At 71.3% G+C, this 21,029-nt stretch carries 16 protein-coding genes and 1 tRNA gene; 9 read left to right on the plus strand and 8 right to left on the minus strand.

Annotated features, from left to right (window positions below; translation table 11 throughout):
- Positions 1-42 precede the first annotated feature (42 nt).
- The 3 genes from OOJ98_RS25510 to OOJ98_RS25520 are packed head-to-tail and all read right to left on the minus strand — an operon-like array spanning position 43 to position 5,150.
- Entirely contained in the window at positions 43-2,187 is a 2,145-nt protein-coding gene (locus OOJ98_RS25510) for an acetate--CoA ligase family protein (protein ID WP_267057362.1), read from the minus strand.
- 3 nt (positions 2,188-2,190) lie between these two features.
- Positions 2,191-3,447, minus strand: a complete 1,257-nt coding sequence (frc, locus tag OOJ98_RS25515) for a formyl-CoA transferase (protein ID WP_267057363.1) — start codon at positions 3,445-3,447, stop codon at positions 2,191-2,193.
- Between the two features lie 11 nt (positions 3,448-3,458).
- The gene (locus OOJ98_RS25520; RefSeq protein WP_267057364.1) at positions 3,459-5,150 is read right to left on the minus strand and encodes a thiamine pyrophosphate-binding protein; all 1,692 of its coding nucleotides are present in this window, start codon (positions 5,148-5,150) and stop codon (positions 3,459-3,461) included.
- A 186-nt stretch (positions 5,151-5,336) separates the two neighbouring features.
- Between OOJ98_RS25520 and sucC the strand changes: the two genes are divergently transcribed.
- The 3 genes from sucC (at position 5,337) to OOJ98_RS25535 (ending at position 9,255) form a co-directional block, all read left to right on the plus strand.
- On the plus strand, positions 5,337-6,476 hold the full coding sequence (gene sucC / locus OOJ98_RS25525) for an ADP-forming succinate--CoA ligase subunit beta (protein WP_267057365.1): 1,140 nt from the start codon (positions 5,337-5,339) through the stop codon (positions 6,474-6,476).
- A 1-nt stretch (position 6,477) separates the two neighbouring features.
- A complete protein-coding gene (gene sucD / locus OOJ98_RS25530) occupies positions 6,478-7,383 on the plus strand; it encodes a succinate--CoA ligase subunit alpha (protein ID WP_267057366.1) in 906 nt (301 codons plus the stop codon).
- Between the two features lie 273 nt (positions 7,384-7,656).
- On the plus strand, positions 7,657-9,255 hold the full coding sequence (locus OOJ98_RS25535) for an aldehyde dehydrogenase family protein (RefSeq protein WP_267057367.1): 1,599 nt from the start codon (positions 7,657-7,659) through the stop codon (positions 9,253-9,255).
- 39 nt (positions 9,256-9,294) lie between these two features.
- Here OOJ98_RS25535 and OOJ98_RS25540 read toward each other — a convergent pair whose 3' ends face one another.
- Positions 9,295-10,629 carry a DUF2254 domain-containing protein gene (locus OOJ98_RS25540; protein ID WP_267057368.1) on the minus strand — a complete coding sequence of 445 codons (1,335 nt, stop codon included), beginning with the start codon at positions 10,627-10,629 and terminating at the stop codon, positions 9,295-9,297.
- A 224-nt stretch (positions 10,630-10,853) separates the two neighbouring features.
- Between OOJ98_RS25540 and OOJ98_RS25545 the strand changes: the two genes are divergently transcribed.
- Complete coding sequence (locus OOJ98_RS25545) at positions 10,854-11,357, plus strand: hypothetical protein (protein ID WP_267057369.1); 504 nt, start codon at positions 10,854-10,856, stop codon at positions 11,355-11,357.
- Between the two features lie 101 nt (positions 11,358-11,458).
- Positions 11,459-11,546 (plus strand) — tRNA-Leu (locus tag OOJ98_RS25550).
- Positions 11,547-11,701: 155 nt separating this feature from the next.
- On the opposite strand, the gene OOJ98_RS25555 is transcribed toward OOJ98_RS25550, so the two are convergent.
- Together OOJ98_RS25555 and OOJ98_RS25560 are read right to left on the minus strand one after the other, a co-directional pair.
- Entirely contained in the window at positions 11,702-12,448 is a 747-nt protein-coding gene (locus OOJ98_RS25555; RefSeq protein WP_267057370.1) for a hypothetical protein, read from the minus strand.
- A 200-nt stretch (positions 12,449-12,648) separates the two neighbouring features.
- Positions 12,649-14,640: a helix-turn-helix domain-containing protein gene (locus OOJ98_RS25560; protein ID WP_267057371.1), complete on the minus strand. Its 1,992-nt coding sequence runs from the start codon at positions 14,638-14,640 to the stop codon at positions 12,649-12,651.
- A 317-nt stretch (positions 14,641-14,957) separates the two neighbouring features.
- Here OOJ98_RS25560 and OOJ98_RS25565 point away from each other — a divergent pair, with 317 nt between their 5' ends.
- The 4 genes from OOJ98_RS25565 to OOJ98_RS25580 all read left to right on the plus strand — a co-directional run bounded on the left by OOJ98_RS25565 (position 14,958) and on the right by OOJ98_RS25580 (position 17,309).
- Positions 14,958-16,022 (plus strand): YihY/virulence factor BrkB family protein, encoded by a 1,065-nt coding sequence (locus OOJ98_RS25565; protein WP_267057372.1) that lies wholly within the window; start codon positions 14,958-14,960, stop codon positions 16,020-16,022.
- Positions 16,023-16,301: 279 nt separating this feature from the next.
- Positions 16,302-16,673 (plus strand): phage holin family protein, encoded by a 372-nt coding sequence (locus tag OOJ98_RS25570; protein ID WP_267058237.1) that lies wholly within the window; start codon positions 16,302-16,304, stop codon positions 16,671-16,673.
- Positions 16,670-17,041, plus strand: a complete 372-nt coding sequence (locus tag OOJ98_RS25575; protein WP_267057373.1) for a DUF3618 domain-containing protein — start codon at positions 16,670-16,672, stop codon at positions 17,039-17,041. Before OOJ98_RS25570 ends, OOJ98_RS25575 begins: the two co-directional genes overlap by 4 nt.
- Positions 17,042-17,045: 4 nt before the next feature.
- The gene (locus OOJ98_RS25580) at positions 17,046-17,309 is read left to right on the plus strand and encodes a DUF4235 domain-containing protein (protein ID WP_267057374.1); all 264 of its coding nucleotides are present in this window, start codon (positions 17,046-17,048) and stop codon (positions 17,307-17,309) included.
- Positions 17,310-17,362: 53 nt separating this feature from the next.
- On the opposite strand, the gene OOJ98_RS25585 is transcribed toward OOJ98_RS25580, so the two are convergent.
- Together OOJ98_RS25585 and OOJ98_RS25590 are read right to left on the minus strand one after the other, a co-directional pair.
- Positions 17,363-19,912, minus strand: coding sequence for a collagenase (locus OOJ98_RS25585; protein WP_323177935.1), 2,550 nt, complete (start codon positions 19,910-19,912; stop codon positions 17,363-17,365).
- 372 nt (positions 19,913-20,284) lie between these two features.
- The gene (locus tag OOJ98_RS25590; protein WP_267057375.1) at positions 20,285-21,028 is read right to left on the minus strand and encodes a cyclopropane-fatty-acyl-phospholipid synthase family protein; all 744 of its coding nucleotides are present in this window, start codon (positions 21,026-21,028) and stop codon (positions 20,285-20,287) included.
- Position 21,029: the final 1 nt, after the last annotated feature.

A 21,029-nucleotide genomic window follows, 5' to 3' on the forward strand; every position in this document is an offset into this window, starting at 1 on the left:
TGGCCAGCGCCCCCTGTCCAAACTCTCCGCTGCGGCGAAGGCCTAGGTGAGCAGCCCCGCGGCCCGTGCCCAGCGGTACTTCGCACCGAGCACCGCGACCGGTTTCTCGGTGGTATAGGGGTAGGCGACGACGCCTCGCTCGAAGAGGTACGCGCAGGCGTCCTCGACCTCGGTGTCACCGGCGAGCGACGCCACCACCGGCTTCTCGATGCCGCGGGCCCGGAACTCCTCGACCACCCGCGCCGTCAGCTCGGCGAAGACCATCGGCGGGGTGACGATGGTGTGCCAGTAACCGAGGACGAGCGCGTGGATGCGCGGGTCCTCCATGCCGAGCCGGATCGTCGCCTCGTACGTGGCCGGCGGCTCGCCGCCCGTGATGTCGATCGGGTTGCCCGCGGCCCCGAACGGCGGGATGAACGCCTTGAACGCGGCGTCCAAGTCGGGCGGGATCTCCATCAGTTGGAGCCCGTTGTCCACGATCGCGTCCGACAGGAGCACCCCGGATCCGCCCGCGCCCGTGATGATGACGACGTTGTCGCCCCGCGGAGCCGGCAGCACCGGCAGGGCCCGCGCGTACTCCAGCATCTCGTTGAGGCCGGGCGCCCTGATCACGCCCGCCTGGCGCAGGATGTCGTCGTACACCGCGTCGTCGCCGGCCAGCGCCCCCGTGTGGGAGCCCGCCGCCTTCGCGCCGGCGCTGGTCCGGCCGGCCTTGAGGACCACGATCGGCTTCTTCGGCACGGTCGCGCGCGCCGCCTCGACGAAGGCGCGGCCGTCCTTGAGGTCCTCCAAGTGCATGGCGACGCACTGGGTGTTGGGGTCCTCGCCGAACCACGTCAGCAGGTCGTCCTCGTCGAGGTCCGACTTGTTGCCGAGCCCCACGATGGCCGAGACACCGGTTCTGGTGGAGCGCGCGAAGCCCAGGATCGCCATGCCGATACCGCCGGACTGGCTGGTCAGGGCGACCGGCCCCTTCACGTCGTACGGCGTGCAGAACGTGGCACACAGATCGTGCCACGTCGAGTAGTAACCGTAGATGTTGGGCCCGAGGAGCCGCACCCCGTGGCGCTCGGCGATCGCCACGATCTCGTCCTGAAGGGCCACCTCCCCGGTCTCCGCGAAACCGGACGGGATGAGCACCGCGTTCGGAATGCCCTTGCGGCCCACCTCCTCCAGCGCCGACGCCACGAACCGGGCGGGAATCGCGAAGACCGCCACATCCACCTCACCGGGAACGTCCGTGACACTCTTGTACGCCTTGCGGCCCCGAATGTCATCGGCCCGCGGGTTCACCGGATGGATCTCCCCGGAGAAACCCCCGTCGATGAGGTTGCGCATGACCGAATTGCCTATCTTGCCCTGCTCGTTGGAGGCGCCGATCACCGCGACGGAACGCGGCTGCATCAGCCGCCGCATCGAGCGCAGGATCTCCTCGCGGCCGTACTTCCGGCGCTCCTTGACCACATCGGTGCCGAGCAGGATGCGGATGTCGGCGGCGACCGCGCCCTCGGGCGTGGCGATCACCGGATTGAGGTCGACCTCCGCGATCTCCGGGAAGTCCGTGACCAGGCGGGAGACCCGGCGGATCTGCTCCGCGAGCGCCCACCGGTCCACCGCCGGCGCGCCCCGCACCCCGCGCAGCACCTCCGCCGCCTTGATGGAGTCCAGCATGGACATCGCCTCGTCGCCGGTGACCGGCGCCAGCCGGAAGGTGATGTCCTTGAGCACCTCCACCAGGACGCCGCCGAGGCCGAACGCCACGACCTTGCCGAAGGTGGGATCGGTGACCGCCCCGACGATCACCTCCTGTCCCGGCGGCAGGAGCTGCTGCACCTGGACGCCGTCGATGCGGGCGCCGGGCGCATGGCTCCGGGCGTTCTCGACGATCCGGTGGAAGGCGGCCCGCACCTCGGCCGCGCCCTCCACCCCCACCACCACACCGCCCGCGTCGGTCTTGTGCAGGATGTCCGGCGAGACGATCTTGAGTACGGACTTGCCGCCGAGCCGCGCCGCGTGCGCGACCGCCTCGTCGACGTCCCGCGCCAGCGCCTCACCGGGCACCGTGATCCCGTACGCGTCGGCGATCGTCTTGCTCTCGGGCGCGGTGAGCGCGGCGCGCCCCTCCGCCCGGACGGCCGCGAGCAGCGCCCGCACCGCCTCGCGGTCCTGTGCCTCGACACTGACCATCGCTCAGATCACTCCGTCCATCTTGAGCAGCCTCAATTCCTCGTCACCCAGGCCCAGTTCACCGACATAGACCTCCGCGTTGTGCTCGCCGAGCAGCGGCGAGGTGACCATGTCGACGGGGGAGTCGGAGAGCTTGAGGGGGGAGCCGACGGTGGTGAACCGGCCGCGCTCGGGGTGCTCGACCTCGACGACCATCTCGTTGGCGGCCAGGGACGCGTCCTCGATGATCTCCTTGGTGGAGAGGATCGGTCCGCAGGGGATGTTGTGCGCGTTGAGCCGCTCGAGCACCTCCCACTTGGGGAGGGTCGACGTCCACTCCTCGATGAGCTGGAACATCTTGCCGAGCCGGGGCAGCCGTGCGGCGGGCGTCGACCACTCGGGGTCGGTGGCGAGTTCGGGGCGGCCGATGAGCTCGGTCACCGGCTTCCAGCCGACGGGCTGCACGATCACGTACACGTAGTCGTTGGGCCCGCCCGGCGCGCACTTCACGGCCCAGCCGGGCTGGCCGCCGCCGGAGGCGTTGCCGGAACGGGGCACCTCGTCGCCGAAGTCCTCGTTCGGGTACTCCGCCAACGGGCCCTGGGCGAGGCGCTGTTGGTCACGCAGCTTGACCCGGCACAGATTGAGCACCGCGTGCTGCATGGCGACCTGGACGCGCTGGCCGCGCCCGGTGGACTCGCGCTGATAGAGCGCGGCCAGGATGCCGGCCACCGCGTGGACACCGGTACCCGAGTCGCCGATCTGCGCTCCGGTCGCGAGCGGCGGTCCGTCCTCGAACCCGGTGGTGGCCATCGACCCGCCCATGGCCTGCGCGACGACCTCGTACGCCTTGAAGTTGGTGTACGGGCCCTCGCCGAACCCCTTGATGGAGGCGTACACGATCCGGGGGTTGATCTCCTGGATCCGCTCCCAGGTGAAGCCCATCCGGTCGACCGCGCCGGGGCCGAAGTTCTCGACCATCACATCGGAGCGCCGGATGAGTTCGGTGAGGATCTCCTTTCCGCGTTCGGTCTTGACGTTGAGGGTGATGCTCCGCTTGTTGCAGTTGAGCATCGTGAAGTAGAGGGAGTCGACGTCGGGCAGATCGCGCAGCTGCCCCCGGGTGATGTCGCCGGTGGGTGCTTCGAGCTTGACGACGTCGGCGCCGAGCCAGCCGAGGAGCTGGGTGGCGGAGGGCCCGGACTGGACATGGGTCATGTCGAGGACGCGGACGCCTGAGAGCGCTTTCACGGAGCCGGCGGCCCCGGGTTCCCTGGTCATGTGGGGCTCCTCTACTTGTACATGGTCTGGTTCATGGTTCCGGGGGCGTACGCGTCCGGATCGACCCACACGTTGATCAGCGAGGGCTTGCCCGACTCACGGGCCCTGCGCAGCGCGGGCGCGATGCCGGCGGGGTCGCGGACCTCCTCGCCGTAACCGCCGAGGAGCTGGGCGAACTTGTCGTAGTGGACATCGCCCAGGGTGTTGCCGACCCGCTCCCGCGCCGGGCCGTACTTCTGCGCCTGTCCGTAACGGATCTGGTTCATCGAGGAGTTGTTGCCGACGATCCCGACGAACGGCAGGTCGTAGCGGACCAGGGTCTCGAAGTCCCAGCCGGTGAGCGAGAACGCTCCGTCGCCGAAGAGCGCCACCACCTCCTTGTCCGGCCGGGCCTGCTTGGCGGCGAGCACGAACGGGATGCCGACGCCGAGCGTGCCGAGGGGGCCCGGGTCCATCCAGTGGCCCGGCGACTTCGGCTGGACGACCTGGCCGGAGAAGGTGACGATGTCGCCGCCGTCGCCGATGTAGATGGAGTCCTCGGTGAGGAACTCGTTGATCTCGCTGACGAGCCGGTAGGGGTGGATGGGCGAGGCGTCCGACTTCAGGTGCGGCAGCCGCTTCTCGATCGCGGTCCGCTCGGCGGTGCGCAGTTCGTCCAGCCATGCCTTGCGCTTGACGGCCCCGCCCAGCCGCCCGGACGCGGCCTCGGTGACCGATTTCAGGATCAGCCCCGGGTCGCCGACGATCCCCAGGTCGATGTCCCGGTTCTTGCCGACGGTGCGGTAGTCGAGGTCGATCTGCACGACGGTCGCACTCGGCGAGAGCCGCTTTCCGTACCCCATGCGGAAGTCGAAGGGGGTGCCCACGATGACGATGAGGTCGGCGTTGGAGAACGCGTACCGGCGCGAGAGCTGGAAGTGGTGCGGATCGCCGGGGGGCAGGGTGCCGCGCCCGGCGCCGTTCATGTAGGCGGGCACGTCGAGGGCGCGTACGAACTCGACGGCGTCGTCGGTGGCGCGGCTGGTCCACACCTGGCTGCCCAGCAGGACGGCCGGTTTCTCGGCGTGCGCCAGCAGATCGGCGAGCCTCTCGATCGCCTCCGGGTCGCCGGGGCTGCGGGTGGAGGCCCGGTAGCGGCCGGCCGCCGGGATCCGCGCCTTCTCCACCGGCACCTTCGCGTCGAGCACATCGCGCGGGATCTCGAGGAAGGACGGCCCCGGCGCGCCGCTGAAGCACTCGCGGAACGCCATCGACACCATGTCGGCGGCGCGCGCGGTGTCCGGCACTGTCGCCGCGAACTTGGTGATCGGCGTCAGTATGTCGACGTGGGGGAGGTCCTGGAGCGACCCCATCTTGTGCTGGCTGTGCGCGCCCTGACCACCTATCAGGAGCATGGGGGACTCGGCGCGGAACGCGTTGGCCACCCCGGTGACCGCGTCGGTGGTGCCGGGCCCCGCGGTGACCACGGCGCACCCGGGTTTGCCGGTGATGCGGGCGTAGCCGTCGGCCGCGTGGGCCGCGACCTGCTCGTGCCGGACGTCGACGACCTCGATCCCCTCGTCCACGCAGCCGTCGTAGATGTCGATGATGTGGCCGCCGCAGAGGGTGTAGATGACATCGACGCCCTCCGCCTTGAGCGCCTTGGCGACGAGATGTCCGCCCGAGATCAGGTCCTGCCCGGTGTCGTCGGAGCCTTGAGCCATGGCGAAGTCCGTCCCTTCGTAGGGGAGTCGGGGCGCGCCCCCGGGGTGCTGCCCGGCAGGGGCAGGGGGCGTCCTCCGGTAGATTGCATACAGTCGACGAATACTGTATGAACCTTGTTATCCCTCATGCGGTGGCGCGGTGTCCAGGGGGCGTACGGCACTTTCACACTCAGTCAGGAGCCGACAGTGGATCTGTACGAGCACGAGGCAAGGCAACTGTTCAAGGACCACGGGGTGGAGGTCCCCGACGCGGCCGTGGCCGTGTCCCCGCGCGAGGCCCGAGCGGCCGCGGAGGCGCTCGGCGGCCGGGTCGTCGTCAAGGCGCAGGTGAAGACCGGGGGCAGGGGAAAAGCGGGCGGGGTCAAACTCGCAGCCAACGCCGCCGCAGCGGAACTGACGGCCCGCCAGATGCTCGGCACGGACATCAAGGGGCATGCCGTCCGCGCCGTGATGCTGGCCCAACCGGTCGACATCGAGGCGGAGTTCTACGTCTCGTACGTCCTGGACCGCGCGGCCGGGACCTTCCTCGCGATCGCGTCCGCCGAGGGCGGCATGGAGATCGAGGAGGTCGCGGCCGAGCGCCCGGAAGCCGTCACGCGGATCCCCGTCGACCCCGGGCGGGGCGTGGACGAGGCGAAGGCGGCCGAGATCGCGGCGGCGGCCGGACTCCCGCCGGGGGTGGCCTCGGTGCTGATGCGGCTGTGGCAGGTGCTGGTGCGTGAGGACGCGGTGCTCGTGGAGGTCAACCCCCTGGTCCGCGCGCGCGACGGCCGCCTCTTGGCGCTCGACGGCAAGGTCACCCTCGACGCCAACGCCCGCTTCCGGCACGCCCGTTGGGCAGCACCGGAGGAGGCCGGCACCGACGGGGACGCGCTGGAGGCCGTCGCGGCGGCCAAGGGGCTCACCTACGTGAAACTCGACGGAGAGGTCGGCGTCATCGGCAACGGCGCGGGCCTGGTCATGTCGACCCTGGACGTGGTCGCCGGCTGCGGCTCCCGGCCCGCCAACTTCCTCGACATCGGGGGAGGCGCCTCCGCCCAGGTCATGGCGGACGGACTGACGGTCATCCTCTCCGACCCGGCCGTGAAATCCGTGTTCGTGAACGTCTTCGGCGGGATCACCGCCTGCGACGCGGTGGCGCACGGCATCGTCCAGGCCCTGGACACGGTCCGCCTCACCAGGCCCCTGGTCGTCCGCCTCGACGGAAACAACGCGGCCCAGGGCCGGGCCGTCCTCTCCGCCCGCGCCCACCCCCTGGTCGAACAGGCCGCCACCATGGACGGCGCAGCCCGCCGCGCCGCCGATCTCGCCCAGCGGGGAGCCTGACGTGACGATCTTCCTCGGCAAGGAGAGCAGGGTCCTCGTCCAGGGCATGACCGGCGGCGAGGGCATGAAGCACACCCGGCGGATGCTCGCGGCCGGTACCGACATCGTGGGCGGCGTCAACCCGCGCAAGGCGGGCCGGGCCGTCGACTTCGACGGGCGGGCGGTTCCGGTGTTCGCGACCGTCGCCGAGGCGATGGCCGCGACGGGCGCCGACGTGACCGTCGTCTTCGTGCCGCCCCCGCACGCACGGGCGGCCGTCGAGGAGGCCGTGGACGCGGGCATCGCGCTGGCGGTGGTCATCACCGAAGGCATCCCGGTGCACGACGCGGTCGCCTTCCACGCCCGCGCCCGCGCACGCGGTGGCCTCACCCGCGTCATCGGCCCGAACTGCCCCGGCCTCATCAGCCCCGGCCGGTCCAACGCGGGCATCATCCCCGCCGACATCGCGCCGAAGCCGGGACGCATTGGTCTCGTCTCCAAGTCGGGCACGCTGACGTACCAGTTGATGTACGAGCTGCGGGACGTCGGCTTCTCGTCGGCGGTCGGCATCGGCGGCGACCCGGTCGTCGGCACCACCCACATCGACTGCCTCGCCGCCTTCGAGGCGGACCCCGACACCGAACTCGTCGTCCTGATAGGGGAGATAGGCGGCGACGCGGAGGAGCGCGCGGCCGCGTACATCGCCTCCCACGTCACCAAGCCGGTGGTCGCCTACATCGCGGGCTTCACCGCCCCCGAGGGCAGGACGATGGGCCACGCCGGAGCGATCGTCTCCGGCTCCACGGGTACGGCGGCCGCGAAGAAGGCGGCGCTGGAGGCGGTGGGCGTGTCGGTCGGTTCCACCCCCACGGAGACGGCGGCGCTGGTGCTGCGGGCACTCGGGCGCGAGGGACCGGCCGGGGGCTGACGGGGGTTGAGGTGGACCGGCCCGGCTGTCCGGCGGCGCGGTGCCGTGCCGTGCCGGGACGGCGAAGTGCCGGGCCGGAACGGTGAAGTGCCGGGCCGGGAGCGGCAGTTGGGGCGAGTCCGCCGCGCGCCGAGTCCCCCCTCACGATCACGTGATGTGACTCATACTTCACGCCGCGTACGTACCCAACCCCGCCCCACCTCACTACCGTCCAGTAACAAGAGCCATCCAACCCCCGCCCCGACAGCCCACGCACCGAGAGCGGAGACCCTCATGGCACCCACACCGCACAACCCTCCCGGCACCCCTCCCGCCGTCCCCACGCTCGCCGATCCCGCCCCCCTCGCCCTCAAGCCGGGCACCGCCTGGGCCGACGCCTGGGAGCGCTGCCTCGGCGTCGCCCCGGAGGCCTTCAGGGAGGAGCGCGTACTGAACCTCTGGGCCGGCGAGTGGCACGCCGACGGACGCGTGCTCCCCGCCGCAGGACCCGTCGACGGCGCCCCCATCGCGGGCCCGCCCCGCCTCGACGGCCCCACCGCACAGCAGGCCGTACGCGCCTCCCTCGACCAGCACCGCGCCTGGCGCCACGTCCCGTCGGCCGAGCGCAGGGCACGCGTCGGCGCCACCCTCGACGCACTGAGCGAGCACCGCGACCTGCTCGCCCTCCTCCTGGTCTGGGAGATCGGCAAACCCTGGCGGCTCGCCCAGGCCGACGTGGACCGCGCGATCGACGGGGTCCGCTGGTACGTCGACTCCATCGACACGATGCTGAACGGCCGCACCCCGCTCCCCGGCCCGGTGTCCAACATCGCCAGCTGGAACTACCCGATGTCGGTCCTGGCGCACGCCATACTCGTCCAGGCGCTCGCGGGCAACGCCGTGATCGCGAAGACCCCGACCGACGGCGGCGTCGCCTGTCTCACCCTGGCCGGCGCCCTCGCCCGGCGCGAGGGCCTCCCGATCACCCTGGTCAGCGGCAGCGGGGGCGAGCTGTCCGAAGCGCTCGTACGCTCGCCGGAGATCGGCTGTGTCTCCTTCGTCGGAGGACGCGACACCGGCGCCCGCATCGCCACGGCCGTCGCCGACCTCGGCAAGCGGCACATCCTGGAACAGGAGGGCCTCAACACCTGGGGGATCTGGGACTTCAGCGACTGGGAAGCGCTCTCGGCCGCCGTCCCCAAGCTCTTCGACTACGGCAAGCAGCGCTGCACCGCCTACCCGAGGTTCGTCGTCCAGCGCACCTTGTTCGACCAGTTCCTCGCCGCGTACCTGCCGGCCGTGCGCACGGTACGCACCGGCCACCCGCTGGCCGTGGCACACCCCCAGGACGCCCTGCCCGCACTGGACTTCGGGCCGCTCATCAACGCCGCGAAGGCCAGGGAGCTCGCCGACCAGGTGGCCGGGGCCATCGACCGGGGCGCCGTCCCGCTGCACCGCGCGACCCTGGACGAGGGCCGTTTCCTGCCGGGCCAGGACACCAGCGCCTACCTCCCGCCGGTCACCCTCCTCAACCCGCCCCCGTCCTCGCCGCTCTTCCACGCGGAACCCTTCGGCCCGGTCGACACCATCGTCCTGGTCGACACGGAGGCGGAGCTGCTCGCCGCCATGAACGCCTCCAACGGGGCACTGGTCGCCACCCTGTCGACCGACGATCCCGCGACGTACGACCGACTGGCGCCGCAGATCAGGGCGTTCAAGGTGGGCCGGGGAAAGGCCCGTTCGCGAGGCGACCGAGAGGAACTCTTCGGTGGCTTCGGCGCGTCCTGGCACGGGTCGTTCGTCGGCGGTGAACTCCTGGTGCGCGCGGTGACCGAGGGCCCGGCGGGCGAACCGGCCCCGGGCAACTTCCCCGCGTACCAGCTCATTCCCTGAAGGCCCCGGCCCCCACGACCCCGGACCGGCACGGCCCTGTCATCCGATGCCCTGCCGGTCCGGCTCCAGCGCGAACGCGCGCTCGGCCGCCTCCGGCACCGCGAGCACCACGGCCTGCACGAGGAGTCCGCGGTGCCTCAGCAGCGGCCCGCGCCGCTCCGGAGGGACGAGCCACAGGAGGTCGTCGAGGCCCGCCATGATCCGCCGCGTGACCTGAGGGCTGCCCACGGCGCAGAGCCGCATCTCGGCGAAGGCCAGGTCGACGAGGTCCGCCCAGCCCGGCACGTCCTGCACGAGCCGGACCGTGCCCTTGCCGTCCGGATGCCCCACCGCGCCGAGCGGGCGGTTCGCCAGCGCCGTGAGGACCTGGATCATCCGGTCGAGGCACTGGACGGCGGTGGTCGGGTCGTTGACCGCGGCCGAGAGCGCTCTCAGCCCGATGTCGGCGAGCTGCCGCAGGCCGAACCCGAGATCCTGGTGGAACGTACGCTCCACGCCCACCGACACGGTGTAGCGCAGCGCGTTCCACGACGGCGGCGCGGTGCCGTCGCGGCCGTGCACGGAGAGCAGCGGCGTGCCGGGCACCACGAAGTCGCCCATGCGGGGGAGCACGCGCAGCACCACGTCCTGGCGGCGGGCCGCCCGCACGAGCCGCGCGATGTGCACGTCCCGCAGCACCCCGGCCCGCCCGTGGTGGGCGACGCCCGCGATCTCCGGACCGAGCGCGTGCCCGGCGAGGTCGCCGCGCGGCATCTTGTCCACGACCCGCAGCGCCTCACCGGTGATCCGGTCGATGACGTGGCCCACCCGCATGAGCCGGAGCGTGGAGTTCACGTACGCGATGAAGAGGAAGAGGCTCAGCGCGACCATGATCAGCGTCAGGACGCTCTGGACGAACGGGACGGTCGTCACGAGCCGCGGGTCCGCCTCGCTGTCGAACGAGGTGAGCACGAGCAGGGTCAGGGTGAACGTCGCGAGGAAGACGGCGAACGTCAGCTTGGTGATGCGGGACCGCACGAAGATCCGGACCACGCGGGGCGTGAAGTGGCCGCTCGCCATCTGCACGGCCACCAGCGAGATGCTGAACACGACACCGATGAAGGTCATCATCGCCGAGCTGACCGTGGTGATGACGCCCTTGGTGTCGTTCACGATCCGGATCAGTTCATCGATGTCGCCGAAGGCCTGGTGGTCCTGGAGCAGCCGCACGAGAGCCGCGTCGGCCTCGCTCGCGGCGGCCCACAGGACGAAGACCAGCACCATGGCCGCGGTCGGTGCGAACCAGAAGGTGTCGCGCAGATGCTCCCGCAGCGGCGAGAGCGCTCTCGGCCGCCGGTATCCCTTGCCGTTGTCCTTGCCGTTGCCCTTGCTCACGCGGCGAGGCTAGGCCCGCGGCACATCTCCGAGGACGCCACGCCACCGTGTGGTCCCACAGTCGTACACACATTGGTCCTCACGGCGTACGCGTGCGGACATCCGGGCCAGAAGAATGGAGGGGGCCGGACGTCACGCCCCGACGCCAGGCGGAACGGGACCGCCGACGCGACCCGGCCCCCGTGATCCACCGGAGCCATAACCGGACATTAGGAGCCAGAGCCATGCCGGCCAGCCGCAGCACGAACGGGACCGAAGGAGCGACCAGGGCCGGAAGGAGGCCCAGGACGCTCGTCCTCGCCGCCGTCGCGATCGCGGTCGCGCTCGGCTTCGCCGCGGTCGTGGCCGTGCCGGCCGCGACGGACTGGTACAAGAACCGCCACGACGAGTCCGCCTCCTACACCTCCGGCAAGGAGGCGAAGGCCGACCGCTCCTCGGTGCCGCGCTGGCTGCCCGACGAGGCCAAGCACATCGAGTACGCGATGAGGACCACCGGCGGCGACCGCCTCCTCAAGGCCACCCTCCCCGCGGCGTCCCCGCCCGCCACATGTGCGTCCACCACACCCTCCCCGTCCCCGCACGCCCCGGGCATCAGGTCCTCGTGGTTCCCCCGGGAGGCCGGGCAGCGGCCCACCGTTCGCTGCGGCCTGTACTACGCGTACATGGACGGACACACGCTGTACGCCTGGCAGGCGAACGCGGACTGGGTCGCCGCCAACAGGGGATGACCGCTCGCCTGACCACGCAATATGCGGGTGAACACCACCTGAAACCCCTGGTAGAGTTCTCTATGTCGCCGCGGGGAACACGCCGCGAACGACAACACCTGGTCCGGGTGGCGGAATGGCAGACGCGCTAGCTTGAGGTGCTAGTGCCCTTTATCGGGCGTGGGGGTTCAAGTCCCCCCTCGGACACCAACGAAAACCCCAGTTCATCTGGGGTTTTCTTCGTTTCTGGGCGCGGTCGGCCCCGGTGGGCGCCCCGGGGCCGACCCCGGACCAGTGCACGGCCCACGGCTGTGTGCGTGAGGTCCGTCTGCGGGACGGCCTGCTCACCGTGGGACCCCGCCGGCTCAGTGGGGGTGTTCGTCCTGCGGGTGTTCGTCCTGCTGGGAGGGTGGCGGGGGCACCAGGCCGCGTCGGACGAGCGCGGCGATGACGGCCTCGCAGTGGGTCCGCGCCTCCATGGCGGCGAGTCGCTCCGCCGCCGCCTCGTCGGCCCGTGCCCACGTGACGTTGCCGCGCAACTCCGCGTCCCACAGGGCGAAGTCGCGGGACGTTTCGCGAGGGAGGTCCACCACGGAGAACTTTCCGCCGAAGCCGCTGCCGACGATCCCGGCTATCGCCGCGCCGTAGACGAGGTTCACGTCCGGCTGGCGCGCTTGCCACGGTGTGTGCGCGAGGGACGGGAGGTGTCCGTAGGCGGCTATGCCGTCGGGCGACCACTGGAGGGGGGCCTGCGCGCAGGCCATGCCCATGCGCTGGGCGAGGTCGCCGAGGACGTCGGCGTCCGTGTCCGAGGCGGGGCCGATCTGGATCCACAGGGCGCCGCGCCGCAGCGCGGGCAACAGGTGCTGCAGCATGACCACTTCGAGGACGCCGGGGTGGTCGAAGGCGGTCAGGACCGTGTCGCACGGGGCGAGTTGGGCCGACCAGTCGGGCACCGAATCGGCCAGGGCCGCCGCCTTCCGGGCCGAGTAGCGCCCAGGCAGCGCCCAGGTGTGGGCCGTGAGGCCCGCCGAGGTCAGTCCGTGGGCGGCGAAGTGGGCGACCGGGGCGGATCCCAGTACAGCGACTACGGGTAATGCGGGCACAGCCATCCTCAAGGGTGTCGGTCGGGGAGGTCCCTCGGGGTCCCTCCATGTTTGTCCGTGCGTCCGTGCGTCCGTGCGTCCGTGCGTCCGTGCGTCCGTGCGTCCGTCATGTCCGCGGCGGCCAGGGGCGCCGCGGCTCGTGGGGCTCCGGGAACCCCGTGAGCTGCAGAGACCCCGGGGCTCCTTGGAATCCATGGCTCCTCACGCTATGCGGGGTCCCCGTCACCCGCATACGGCACCGGTGCACAGTCCTGCGGTCCGGCGGGATCACGCGTGCACAGTCGGTCCTGCCCCAGCGTGGGCAGCGAGGGGTCGCCCGTCGTCGTGGCGAGGGCCAGGGTCAGCGCGTGGGCTCCGGCCAGGCCCGTGGAGAGGTCGCGCTGAAGGAGGGCCTCCGCCTGCCGGAGCCGTTTGCGTACCGTCGCCGCGCCGACCCCGACGGCCTCGGCGGTGTCGTCGATGTGCAGGTTGCACCGCACCCAGGTGCGTACCGTGGGCGCCAGGCTCGGTGCGGCGCCGCGCAGCGGGTGCAGCAGGTCCTCGGCCCAGGTCCTGGCCGGCGCGCTCCGGAGGATCGAGGGGAGCGAGGGCTCGTCGGGGACGCCCCCGCCGCGCGGGTTCCACGTCCTGAACAGGGACAGGGCGAGATGCAGGACCGTCCGTACGCGGACGTCCTTGAGGTCGAGCGGTCTGCCCTCGCCGCCCAGCACCTCCGCGACGCGCGCCGCGCGGGCCGCGACGGTGTTGCGGTGTGCTCCGAGGATCCTGGCGGTTTCCGTGTACGGGAAGTCGAGGGCGATCCGCATCGTGCCGATCAGTTCGTCCCGGACCACATAGGGCAGGCCGAGCACGGGGGCCAGCACATGTTCCGCCCAGCTGTGGGCCGCCTCGCCCAGCAGCGGTGCCAGTTGGGAGGATCCGTCGAACATGCCGACCCGCTCGGCGTTGTGGTGCGCGGACACCAGCGCGTTGGCCGCCTCGCTGTAGGCATCCGCAACGTCGGCCAGCCCGTACGGGCGGCTGCCGCCGATGGCGCATCCCGGCCGGCCGGCGATGGCGTCCGTCAGGACGTCGACCAGGGCGTGCGGCCGGCCGGCTCGCGGGGTGCCGCCGGCCGCGTGCCCGGTGCGGCGCAGGGGCTCCACCGCGATGATGTGGTCGTTGCGCGCCGGGCAGCGCACCAGTAGTGCCCTTCCGTCGGTGACCGGCTCCAGGGCACCCACCAGCTCGTCCCGGCTCCGGGAGGGCGTGGCGATCACGTAGACGCGGACGTGCTCCACCTGCAGCAGCCCCGGGCTGAGCCCCTCCATCGCCCGCTGCGCCAGCACGATCTGACCACCTATCAGCATCTGGAAGACGCCGAGCCGGACACCCCGCGCGCTGTCGGTGAGCCGCCGCACCTGTGCCACGTCCTGCGCCAGCACGAGCAGCTTGGCGGTGTGCTCGGCGAGTGCGAGCGTCTCCCCTTCGAAAGGCGTGGCCGAGACCATGACCAGAAACAATGCGTCGGCCGACCGCCCCACCGTCAGTTTCACCACGTGCAGGGCATTACGGAATTGAGGGCTCCGGGATGTCTCCTTGCTCAGCACGATGTCATGCGCCGTATATCGGTGGACGTCGGGAGCGTCGAGCGGATACTCGGCGCGCACTTCACCGACCGTCGAATCGACGAACAGCACATACGCGGCAAGCGACTTGGACAGCCCGGTCACCAGGTGTTCGGGCGCGTCCGGCCGGTGGAAACCGTCCGGGAGATGCCCCACGTATTGCGCGATGCGTTCCATGTGCTGCGTGGCCTGCCGCTGCCATGTGCGGGAAAGGCCACGGTCGACACACGTCCACACCTCGGCGCGGGCCCGCGTCGTCATCAGCGGAATGGACAGGCGCAGAGCCGTCTGCCGTACGACGGGTGGCACGTCTCCCGCCGGGTCTCCGCGCAGGGCCAGGGCGAGCCCCGCCGCTCCGTGGCGCTCCAGGGACCGGAGCAGCCGGTCGACGCCCGCCGGGGCGAGGGCGGTCAGCGTCGCCGCCTCGGTGATGACCAGGCAGTCGGCGACGTCCAGCTCCGCACCGGCGGTCAGGTGCGGGACGAATTGCGCGCCGACGACACCGCGGTCGTGGTGCGCGCTGCGATTGGCTTCGTCCGCGAATGCGAGTGCGAGTTCCGGAAGTCGCTCCAGATAGCCCAATGTTGACATTTCTTCCCCCGTCGCTGTTCGCCTTCCGGCGTGGGCGACCTTGCCGCTTCCCCGTGCGGTTCCCCGTCTGGTCCTCATCCGGTTCCCCGTGCATCATGTGAGAACGTCGGGAAGCCGTTCGTAACGGCCGTTCATCCGGGCCTGTCTCCGACATTCACTGGCCACCATGCACACGGAAATGTCGAGCTGCCAGGAATATGGGGTGCGATGGCTTGAAGTCGCCGCTCTCACAAAACCCCAATAAAGGGAGCAAGGGGGCATTGTGCTCCGCGCCGCGCTTTCGGTGAAAGTGTCCGTCCCCGGGGTACCCGCCGCGCATGGCGAACTTGCATCCTCCCCGGCGAGAAGACGGCCGGCCGCACGGCGACGGCGACAGCGGCGCGAACGAGGCGGCGCGCGGCGCCGGGCCGGCCCCCGAGGTGGAGCGGGCGGCGCCGGACGCCCCGACGAAGCTGTCCAAGGGCATGTGGCGTGCCGTACTCAAAGGCAGCGTGCGGGAGTTCAGGGACGACGAGCTCGTCGACCGGGCGGCCGCGCTCACGTACTACGGCGTGCTGTCGCTGTTCCCGGCGCTCCTCGTGCTCGTGTCGCTGCTCGGCATGACCGGACGGTCCACCACCGACCGGCTCCTGCGCAACCTCCAGGGCCTGGCCCCCGGCCCGGCCCGCGACGTGATCACCAACGCGGTGAAGCAGCTGCAGGACAGCGCCGGTGTCGGCTCGGTGGTGGCGGTCGTCGGCCTGCTCCTCGCGGTGTGGTCCGCGTCCAGTTATGTGGCCGCGTTCATGCGCGCGGCCAACGCGGTCTACGACATGCCCGAGGGCCGCCCCCTGTGGAAGATCCTTCCGGTGCGGCTCGGGCTGACCGTGGTGCTCATGATCCTGGCCCTGGTCAGCGCGTTGATCGTGGTCTTCAGCGGCGGCCTCGCCCATCAGGCCGGGGCCGCGCTCGGGATGGGCAGCGCCGCGCTCACGGTGTGGTCGATAGCCAAGTGGCCGGTCCTGGTGGTGCTGGTCGTGCTCATGCTCGCGCTGTTGTACTGGGCGAGCCCGAACGCGAAGGTGAAGGGCTTCACGTGGATCACCCCGGGTGGTTTCGTGGCCCTGGTGATCTGGATGCTGGCCTCCGGCGGCCTGGCGTTCTACGTCGCGAACTTCGGTTCGTACAACAAGACGTACGGCACGATGGCCGGCGTCATCATCTTCCTGATGTGGCTGTGGCTGACCAACCTGGCGATCCTGCTCGGCCTCGAGTTCGACGCCGAGGCCGTACGGCAGCGGGCGATCGCGGGCGGCATGCCGCCGGACGAGGAGCCGTACACCGAGCCGCGCGACACCACGGCCTGGGACGACGAGGAGCGGCGCCGTCTGGGTGAGGTCTGACCTCCCCGGCTGCCGCGCGGGCCCGGCGCGGGTAGGCCCAAGCGGGACGGGCCGGATCGGCCCGGACGGGAGGGGCCGGAGGGATCCGGGCGGGACAGGCGGGGGTGCTCCGCCCTGAATCGCGCGGTCCTGGGTACTCGCGGTCCCAGCAAGCGGTCGCGGGCAGCGGTGCCCGGCGGCCGGACGATTCGTCGAAGACGGGAGGTGGCCGTCGTGTCGAGCGCGCAGCCGCACGATGCCGGGCCCGGCCGGAGCGCCCATGGACCGGGCGAGGCCCCGGTGAGCGAACTGGTGCAGCGGGCCTCGCAGCAACTGACGGAGCTGGTGCGCGGCGAACTGTCGCTGGCGCAGGCCGAGATGAAGGAGAAGGGCAAGCGGTACGGCCGCGGCGGCGGACTGTTCGGCGGCGCCGGACTGTTCGGCTTCCTCATGCTGCAGGCCCTGGTGGCCGCGGCGATCGCGGGCCTCGCGGTGCCGCTGCCCGTGTGGGCCGCCGCCCTGATCGTGGCCGCCGTCCTGGGCGCGATCGCCGCGGTCATGGCTCTGACCGGCAAGAAGGAGGTCGGCCGGGCGGCCCCGCCCGCGCCCGAGCAGACCATCGAGAACGTGAAGGCCGACGTGGCCGCGATCAAGGGGAGTGCACACCGATGACCAGCCCGTCCCAGGACGACCGGAGCGCTCCCGGCTCCGAGGAACTGCGCGAACAGGTCGAACGGACCCGCGAGGACCTCGGACGGACGGTCGAAGCGCTGGCGGCGAAGGCCGACGTCAAGGGCAGGGCCCGCGACAAGGCCGTCGAGGTGCAGCAGCGCGCCGCGGCCAAGGCCGGCGAGCTGAAGGCCAGGACCGCCGACGTCGCGCATCAGGTACAGGATGCCGCGCACCAGGTGCAGGACAAGGTGCAGGACACGGTCCCCGAGCCCGCCGGGCGCGCCCTCCGCGACAACCGCACGCTGCTTCTGGCGGCGGGCGGCGCGGCCGTCGTGGTGTGGCTGACGTACCGTCGCAGGAAGGGTTGAGCCGGTGAAGGTTTCGAAGATCGTCTACAAGCCGTTCGGCCTCGGCCTCGGAATCGCCGGCGGGATGCTCGCCGGCGTGGTGTTCAAGCAGGCGTGGAAGCGGCTCAGCCACGACGACGCCCCCGACGCGACGGACGAGGACCGCACCTGGAGCGAGGTGCTGCTCGCCGCGACGCTGCAGGGCGCCATCTACGCCGTGGTCAAGGCCACCGTGGACCGGGCGGGCGCCACGGCGACGCGGCGCCTGACCGGCACCTGGCCGGCCTGACAGAGGAGCGGCGCGGCACCGCACAGGCGGGTCCTGTGCGGTGCCGTCCGTTGTCAGTAGGCCGTCGTGACCGTCACTCCGCTGAACGCGGTCTTCCCGTACAGGCTGATGTAGCGGTAGCCGGCGGTGTTGTTGGTGACGGTGATGCTCTCGGCGTTCCCGGCCTTCGTGGAGCGCGCGGTGTAGGCCGAGCTCGTCGCCCAGGTGCTGGTGTTGTAGTAGAGGTCGGCGTCGCCGGTGCCTCCGGTCGTGGTGACCTTCAGGGTGACCTTTCCTGCGGGCAGGTAGAGGTACAGGTAGTCCAGGCCGCCCTTCTGCGCCGTGCGGCCGGCGCGCGAACAGTTCTGGCCCATGACGCGGGCGTCGGGGTCGGTGCAGGCCGGCAGGGCGCCGGTGACGGTGACCGACTTGCTGGTGGTGCTGGTCAGGCCCTTGGCGTCGGTGACGGTCAGGGTGATCGTGTAGGTGCCCGCGGCCCGGTACGTCTTGGACGGGTTGGCGGCGGTGGAGGTGGTGCCGTCGCCGAAGTTCCAGGCGCGCTGGGTGATGGTGCTGCCCGCGTCCGTCGACGTGTCGGTCAGGCCGACCGTGAGCTGGGAGACGGTCGCGTCGAAGGCGGCGCTGGGGCCGCTGCTCGTACCGCCGCAGGCGCCGGCGGCACACGCGTCGAGCCAGGTGGTGAAGTCGGCGTCGTACCGCGTTCCGATGCCGGTGTTGTAGACGGCGTACGCCCCCGCGTAGTCACCGCTGCGGAATTTGGCCAGCATGTTCTGGACGTCCGCCGGGTGCTTCTCGACCATGTAGCGGGTGGCCAGGTAGCCCCACGGGTACGTGCGGGTCTGGTCGGAGTTGGCGTAGGAGCTCTGCCACAGGGTGCTCAGCGCGTAGGTGTGCTGGGCCGCGTCGGCGATGGCCTCGGTGTCGGGCAGGTTGCGGTAGCTGTAGGAGACGTACTCCGCGAAGCCCTCGATCCACCAGATGTCCGGCACGTCCTGTCCGGCGTTGAAGTCGCCGGCCATGTCGTAGCGGCCGTCGAGGTAGTGCGTGTACTCGTGGTTGAGGTTCCAGATGTCGCCGGGGAAACCGTCGCCCACGCTCTTCACATAGGACAGGAAACGGGCCTGGTTGCCCGCGGCGGAGGGGTCGCCCTCCAGGTACTCGCCGCCGTTGTCGGTGCTGTTGCCGAAGATCCAGCCGGAGTACGTCTGGTAGTCCTTGGGGCTCGCGAACGTCACGATCTGGATGTTGGTGTTGTGGTCGTTCGCGACCGGACCGCTGTCCTTCACGATGCTGTGGAAGTAGGCGTCCTGGCCCTTGACGCTGGTGCAGGCCGCCGCGAGGGCGGCATCGCTCAGCGACTGGGCGCGGAAGGTGTGGTCGGCGTCGCAGTTGTACGTGATCGGCAGCGCGGCGGCGGTGAGCCGGTCGATGAAGTCACAGGTGCCGTAGTACGAGCACTGGGCCTTGTCGTACTGGTCCGTCATCGCGCCCACCGCGACCCACAGCGGGGCGGTCGGGCCGGTGACGGCGGAAGCGCCGAGCACGGCCTTCGTCAGCGGCCGCACCTTGGCCTGGAGGGCCGGGGTGTCGAGGAAGCGGGCCATCTCGCTGCCCGCGTTGGCGTCGAGGTAGAACCACGAGTCGTTCAGCTTGGCGAGGTGGTTGAGGGTGAACGAACTGAGCGTGTCGATGATGCTCGGGTCGGCCGTCACCGCCGAGATGTACGCCGGGTTCCAGTGACCGCGGAAGAGCGGGGTGAACACGTCGTTGACGGCGGTGTCCATGCTCCAGTACGCGTCCCAGGAGCTGGTGTAGGCGTTGAGCACCTTCTTGTACGTGGCCAGGTAGCGGGCCTGCTCGTTGGCGCTGTCGGTCAGGACGAGTACCTCGCCCATGATGTCGCCGTTGGCGGCGCTGACGTCCATGAAGTGCGGGGACGCGGTGAAGGTGTCGAGGGCGGCCTCGCTCGCGGTCGCCAGGGTCGCGCCGTAGGGGCCGACGGCGGCGGCGTTGTTGGACTGCACGTAGTACCCGGCGCGCAGGAACAGCACGAGCTGCCACACGTTGGTGGAGTTGTCACCGGGGTAGCTCCGCGCCGTGCTCGTCAGGGCGTTGGCGACGGTGACCATCTGCGCCTCGCGGAAGGCGTTGTACGCGTCGGTGCCGGTCAGGGCGAACAGCGTGTTGACGCAGTCCGTCGTCGACGCCTGGACGAACGAGACCAGCGCGGCGCCGGTCCTGCCGCCGAAGTCGCCCGGCGTGCAGGACGCGGCCGCGCCCTTCGCCGCCTTGTCGCGCGCCCGCTGCGGCGCCGGTGCGGTCAGCGGCCGCTTCGGCGGCAGGTGCGCCGCGTCGATCGGGGAGTGCCGGGCGTCGGAACGGTCGGACGCGTCGGCGGTCGAACCCAGCATCGGGGGCGCGGACTTGCCCGCGGCCCGGCGTGCGGCGGCGGCCTCGCCGGACGGCCCGGCGGCCTTCGACGGGCCGTCGGCGGCGGCCGCGCGGCTCGGCTGCGCCATCATGGCGATGCCCATGCACAGGGCGAGGGCGAGTATCAGAAAGCCGGTGAGACTTCGTCTCAGTCCTTCTGGTCGGGTGTTCACGTGCCGCCTCCCAGCGGTGTGGTGGCCGCGCCCGGGGCGCGGCGGTGGGGGTACCGCGGGCTCGGGCCGGCCGCCGCCCCCGGGTGTCGGGGCGTGACGGAGCGGACCCGGTGACCCACGGGCCGAACTGATCAAGTGGCGTGAATGCGGCGTGCTCTTGCGCGACTGTAAAATTGCATATGTCACATGGCTTGGGAAGAGAGCGCGGGTAAACCGGAGGCAATGACTGGGAGTTGGCGGCGCTCGGCACCCGCGGCCGCGTCCGGCAGGAGGCGGATTACCTCGTCGAGGTCGACGGAGACCTGGACCGCCCCGCCCTCGCATGGTCCAAGCGCTCCGCCTACGACGGTTCGGTCCCGCGGGCGCGGGCGGTCACCGCTCCGCTGTGCGGCGCAGCAGCAGGCACACGAAGCCGAACGAGTCCCGGTAGGTGCGCAGCCATTGCGCGCGGTGGAGGGTGGCCGCCTCCAGGGCCTGCGCGCCGTCCGGGTCGGCCGGGTGGTCGAGGGCCCAGGCCGCGAGCGACCCCGTCCAGGACCACTCGTAGGCGTCGAGCTCCCCGCGCGTGCTGATGTGGCCCTGGACCGGTGTCCAGCCGGCGGCCACGACCTCGTCCAGGGTGGTCGGCAGATCGCTCAACCCGCCCAGCATCTCGACGGCTTCCGGGGTGGGCTCGCGCTCCCAGAAGCCGTCGCCGACCAGCACGTGCCCGCCGGGCGCCAGATGGGCGCGGGCCGCCGCGAGGGTGGGGAGCAGGCCGCCGTGCGCATGGCTCGCCCCGACGCTGAGCACCAGGTCGAAGGGGGAGGGGGCGGTGAAGTCCCCGGCGTTCTCGTGGTGGAGGGTGAGCCGGTCGTCGACGCCGCACGCACGGGCCCGCGTACGGGCGTGTGCCAGGGCGGCCTCGGAGTTGTCCACGCCCTCGGCCCGCAGGCGGGGGTGGGCGGCCAGCGCGCGCAGCAGCCACTCGCCGCCGCCGCAGCCGAGGTCCAGGGCGCGCGCGTCGCGGTCGTGCGGGACGCCGCGTTCCAGCAGCCGGCGTACCGCGTCGTCGTCGACGGGGGCCGCTATGGGGTGATCCGCGTGGGCGATGCGGGAGATCTGTTCACGGTTCATC

This window comes from Streptomyces sp. NBC_00083 (assembly GCF_026343295.1).
Taxonomy (GTDB): Bacteria; Actinomycetota; Actinomycetes; order Streptomycetales; family Streptomycetaceae; genus Streptomyces.

Bases quoted from the DNA above. Each gene is read 5' to 3' on its own strand.
- OOJ98_RS25510 (WP_267057362.1), bottom strand. From the start codon at position 2,187: ATGGTCAGTGTCGAGGCACAGGACCGCGAGGCGGTGCGGGCGCTGCTC.
- frc (WP_267057363.1), bottom strand. From the start codon at position 3,447: ATGACCAGGGAACCCGGGGCCGCCGGCTCCGTGAAAGCGCTCTCAGGC.
- OOJ98_RS25520 (WP_267057364.1), bottom strand. From the start codon at position 5,150: ATGGCTCAAGGCTCCGACGACACCGGGCAGGACCTGATCTCGGGCGGA.
- OOJ98_RS25535 (WP_267057367.1), top strand. From the start codon at position 7,657: ATGGCACCCACACCGCACAACCCTCCCGGCACCCCTCCCGCCGTCCCC.
- OOJ98_RS25545 (WP_267057369.1), top strand. From the start codon at position 10,854: ATGCCGGCCAGCCGCAGCACGAACGGGACCGAAGGAGCGACCAGGGCC.
- OOJ98_RS25555 (WP_267057370.1), bottom strand. From the start codon at position 12,448: ATGGCTGTGCCCGCATTACCCGTAGTCGCTGTACTGGGATCCGCCCCG.
- OOJ98_RS25560 (WP_267057371.1), bottom strand. From the start codon at position 14,640: ATGTCAACATTGGGCTATCTGGAGCGACTTCCGGAACTCGCACTCGCA.
- OOJ98_RS25565 (WP_267057372.1), top strand. From the start codon at position 14,958: ATGGCGAACTTGCATCCTCCCCGGCGAGAAGACGGCCGGCCGCACGGC.
- OOJ98_RS25575 (WP_267057373.1), top strand. From the start codon at position 16,670: ATGACCAGCCCGTCCCAGGACGACCGGAGCGCTCCCGGCTCCGAGGAA.
- OOJ98_RS25590 (WP_267057375.1), bottom strand. From the start codon at position 21,028: ATGAACCGTGAACAGATCTCCCGCATCGCCCACGCGGATCACCCCATA.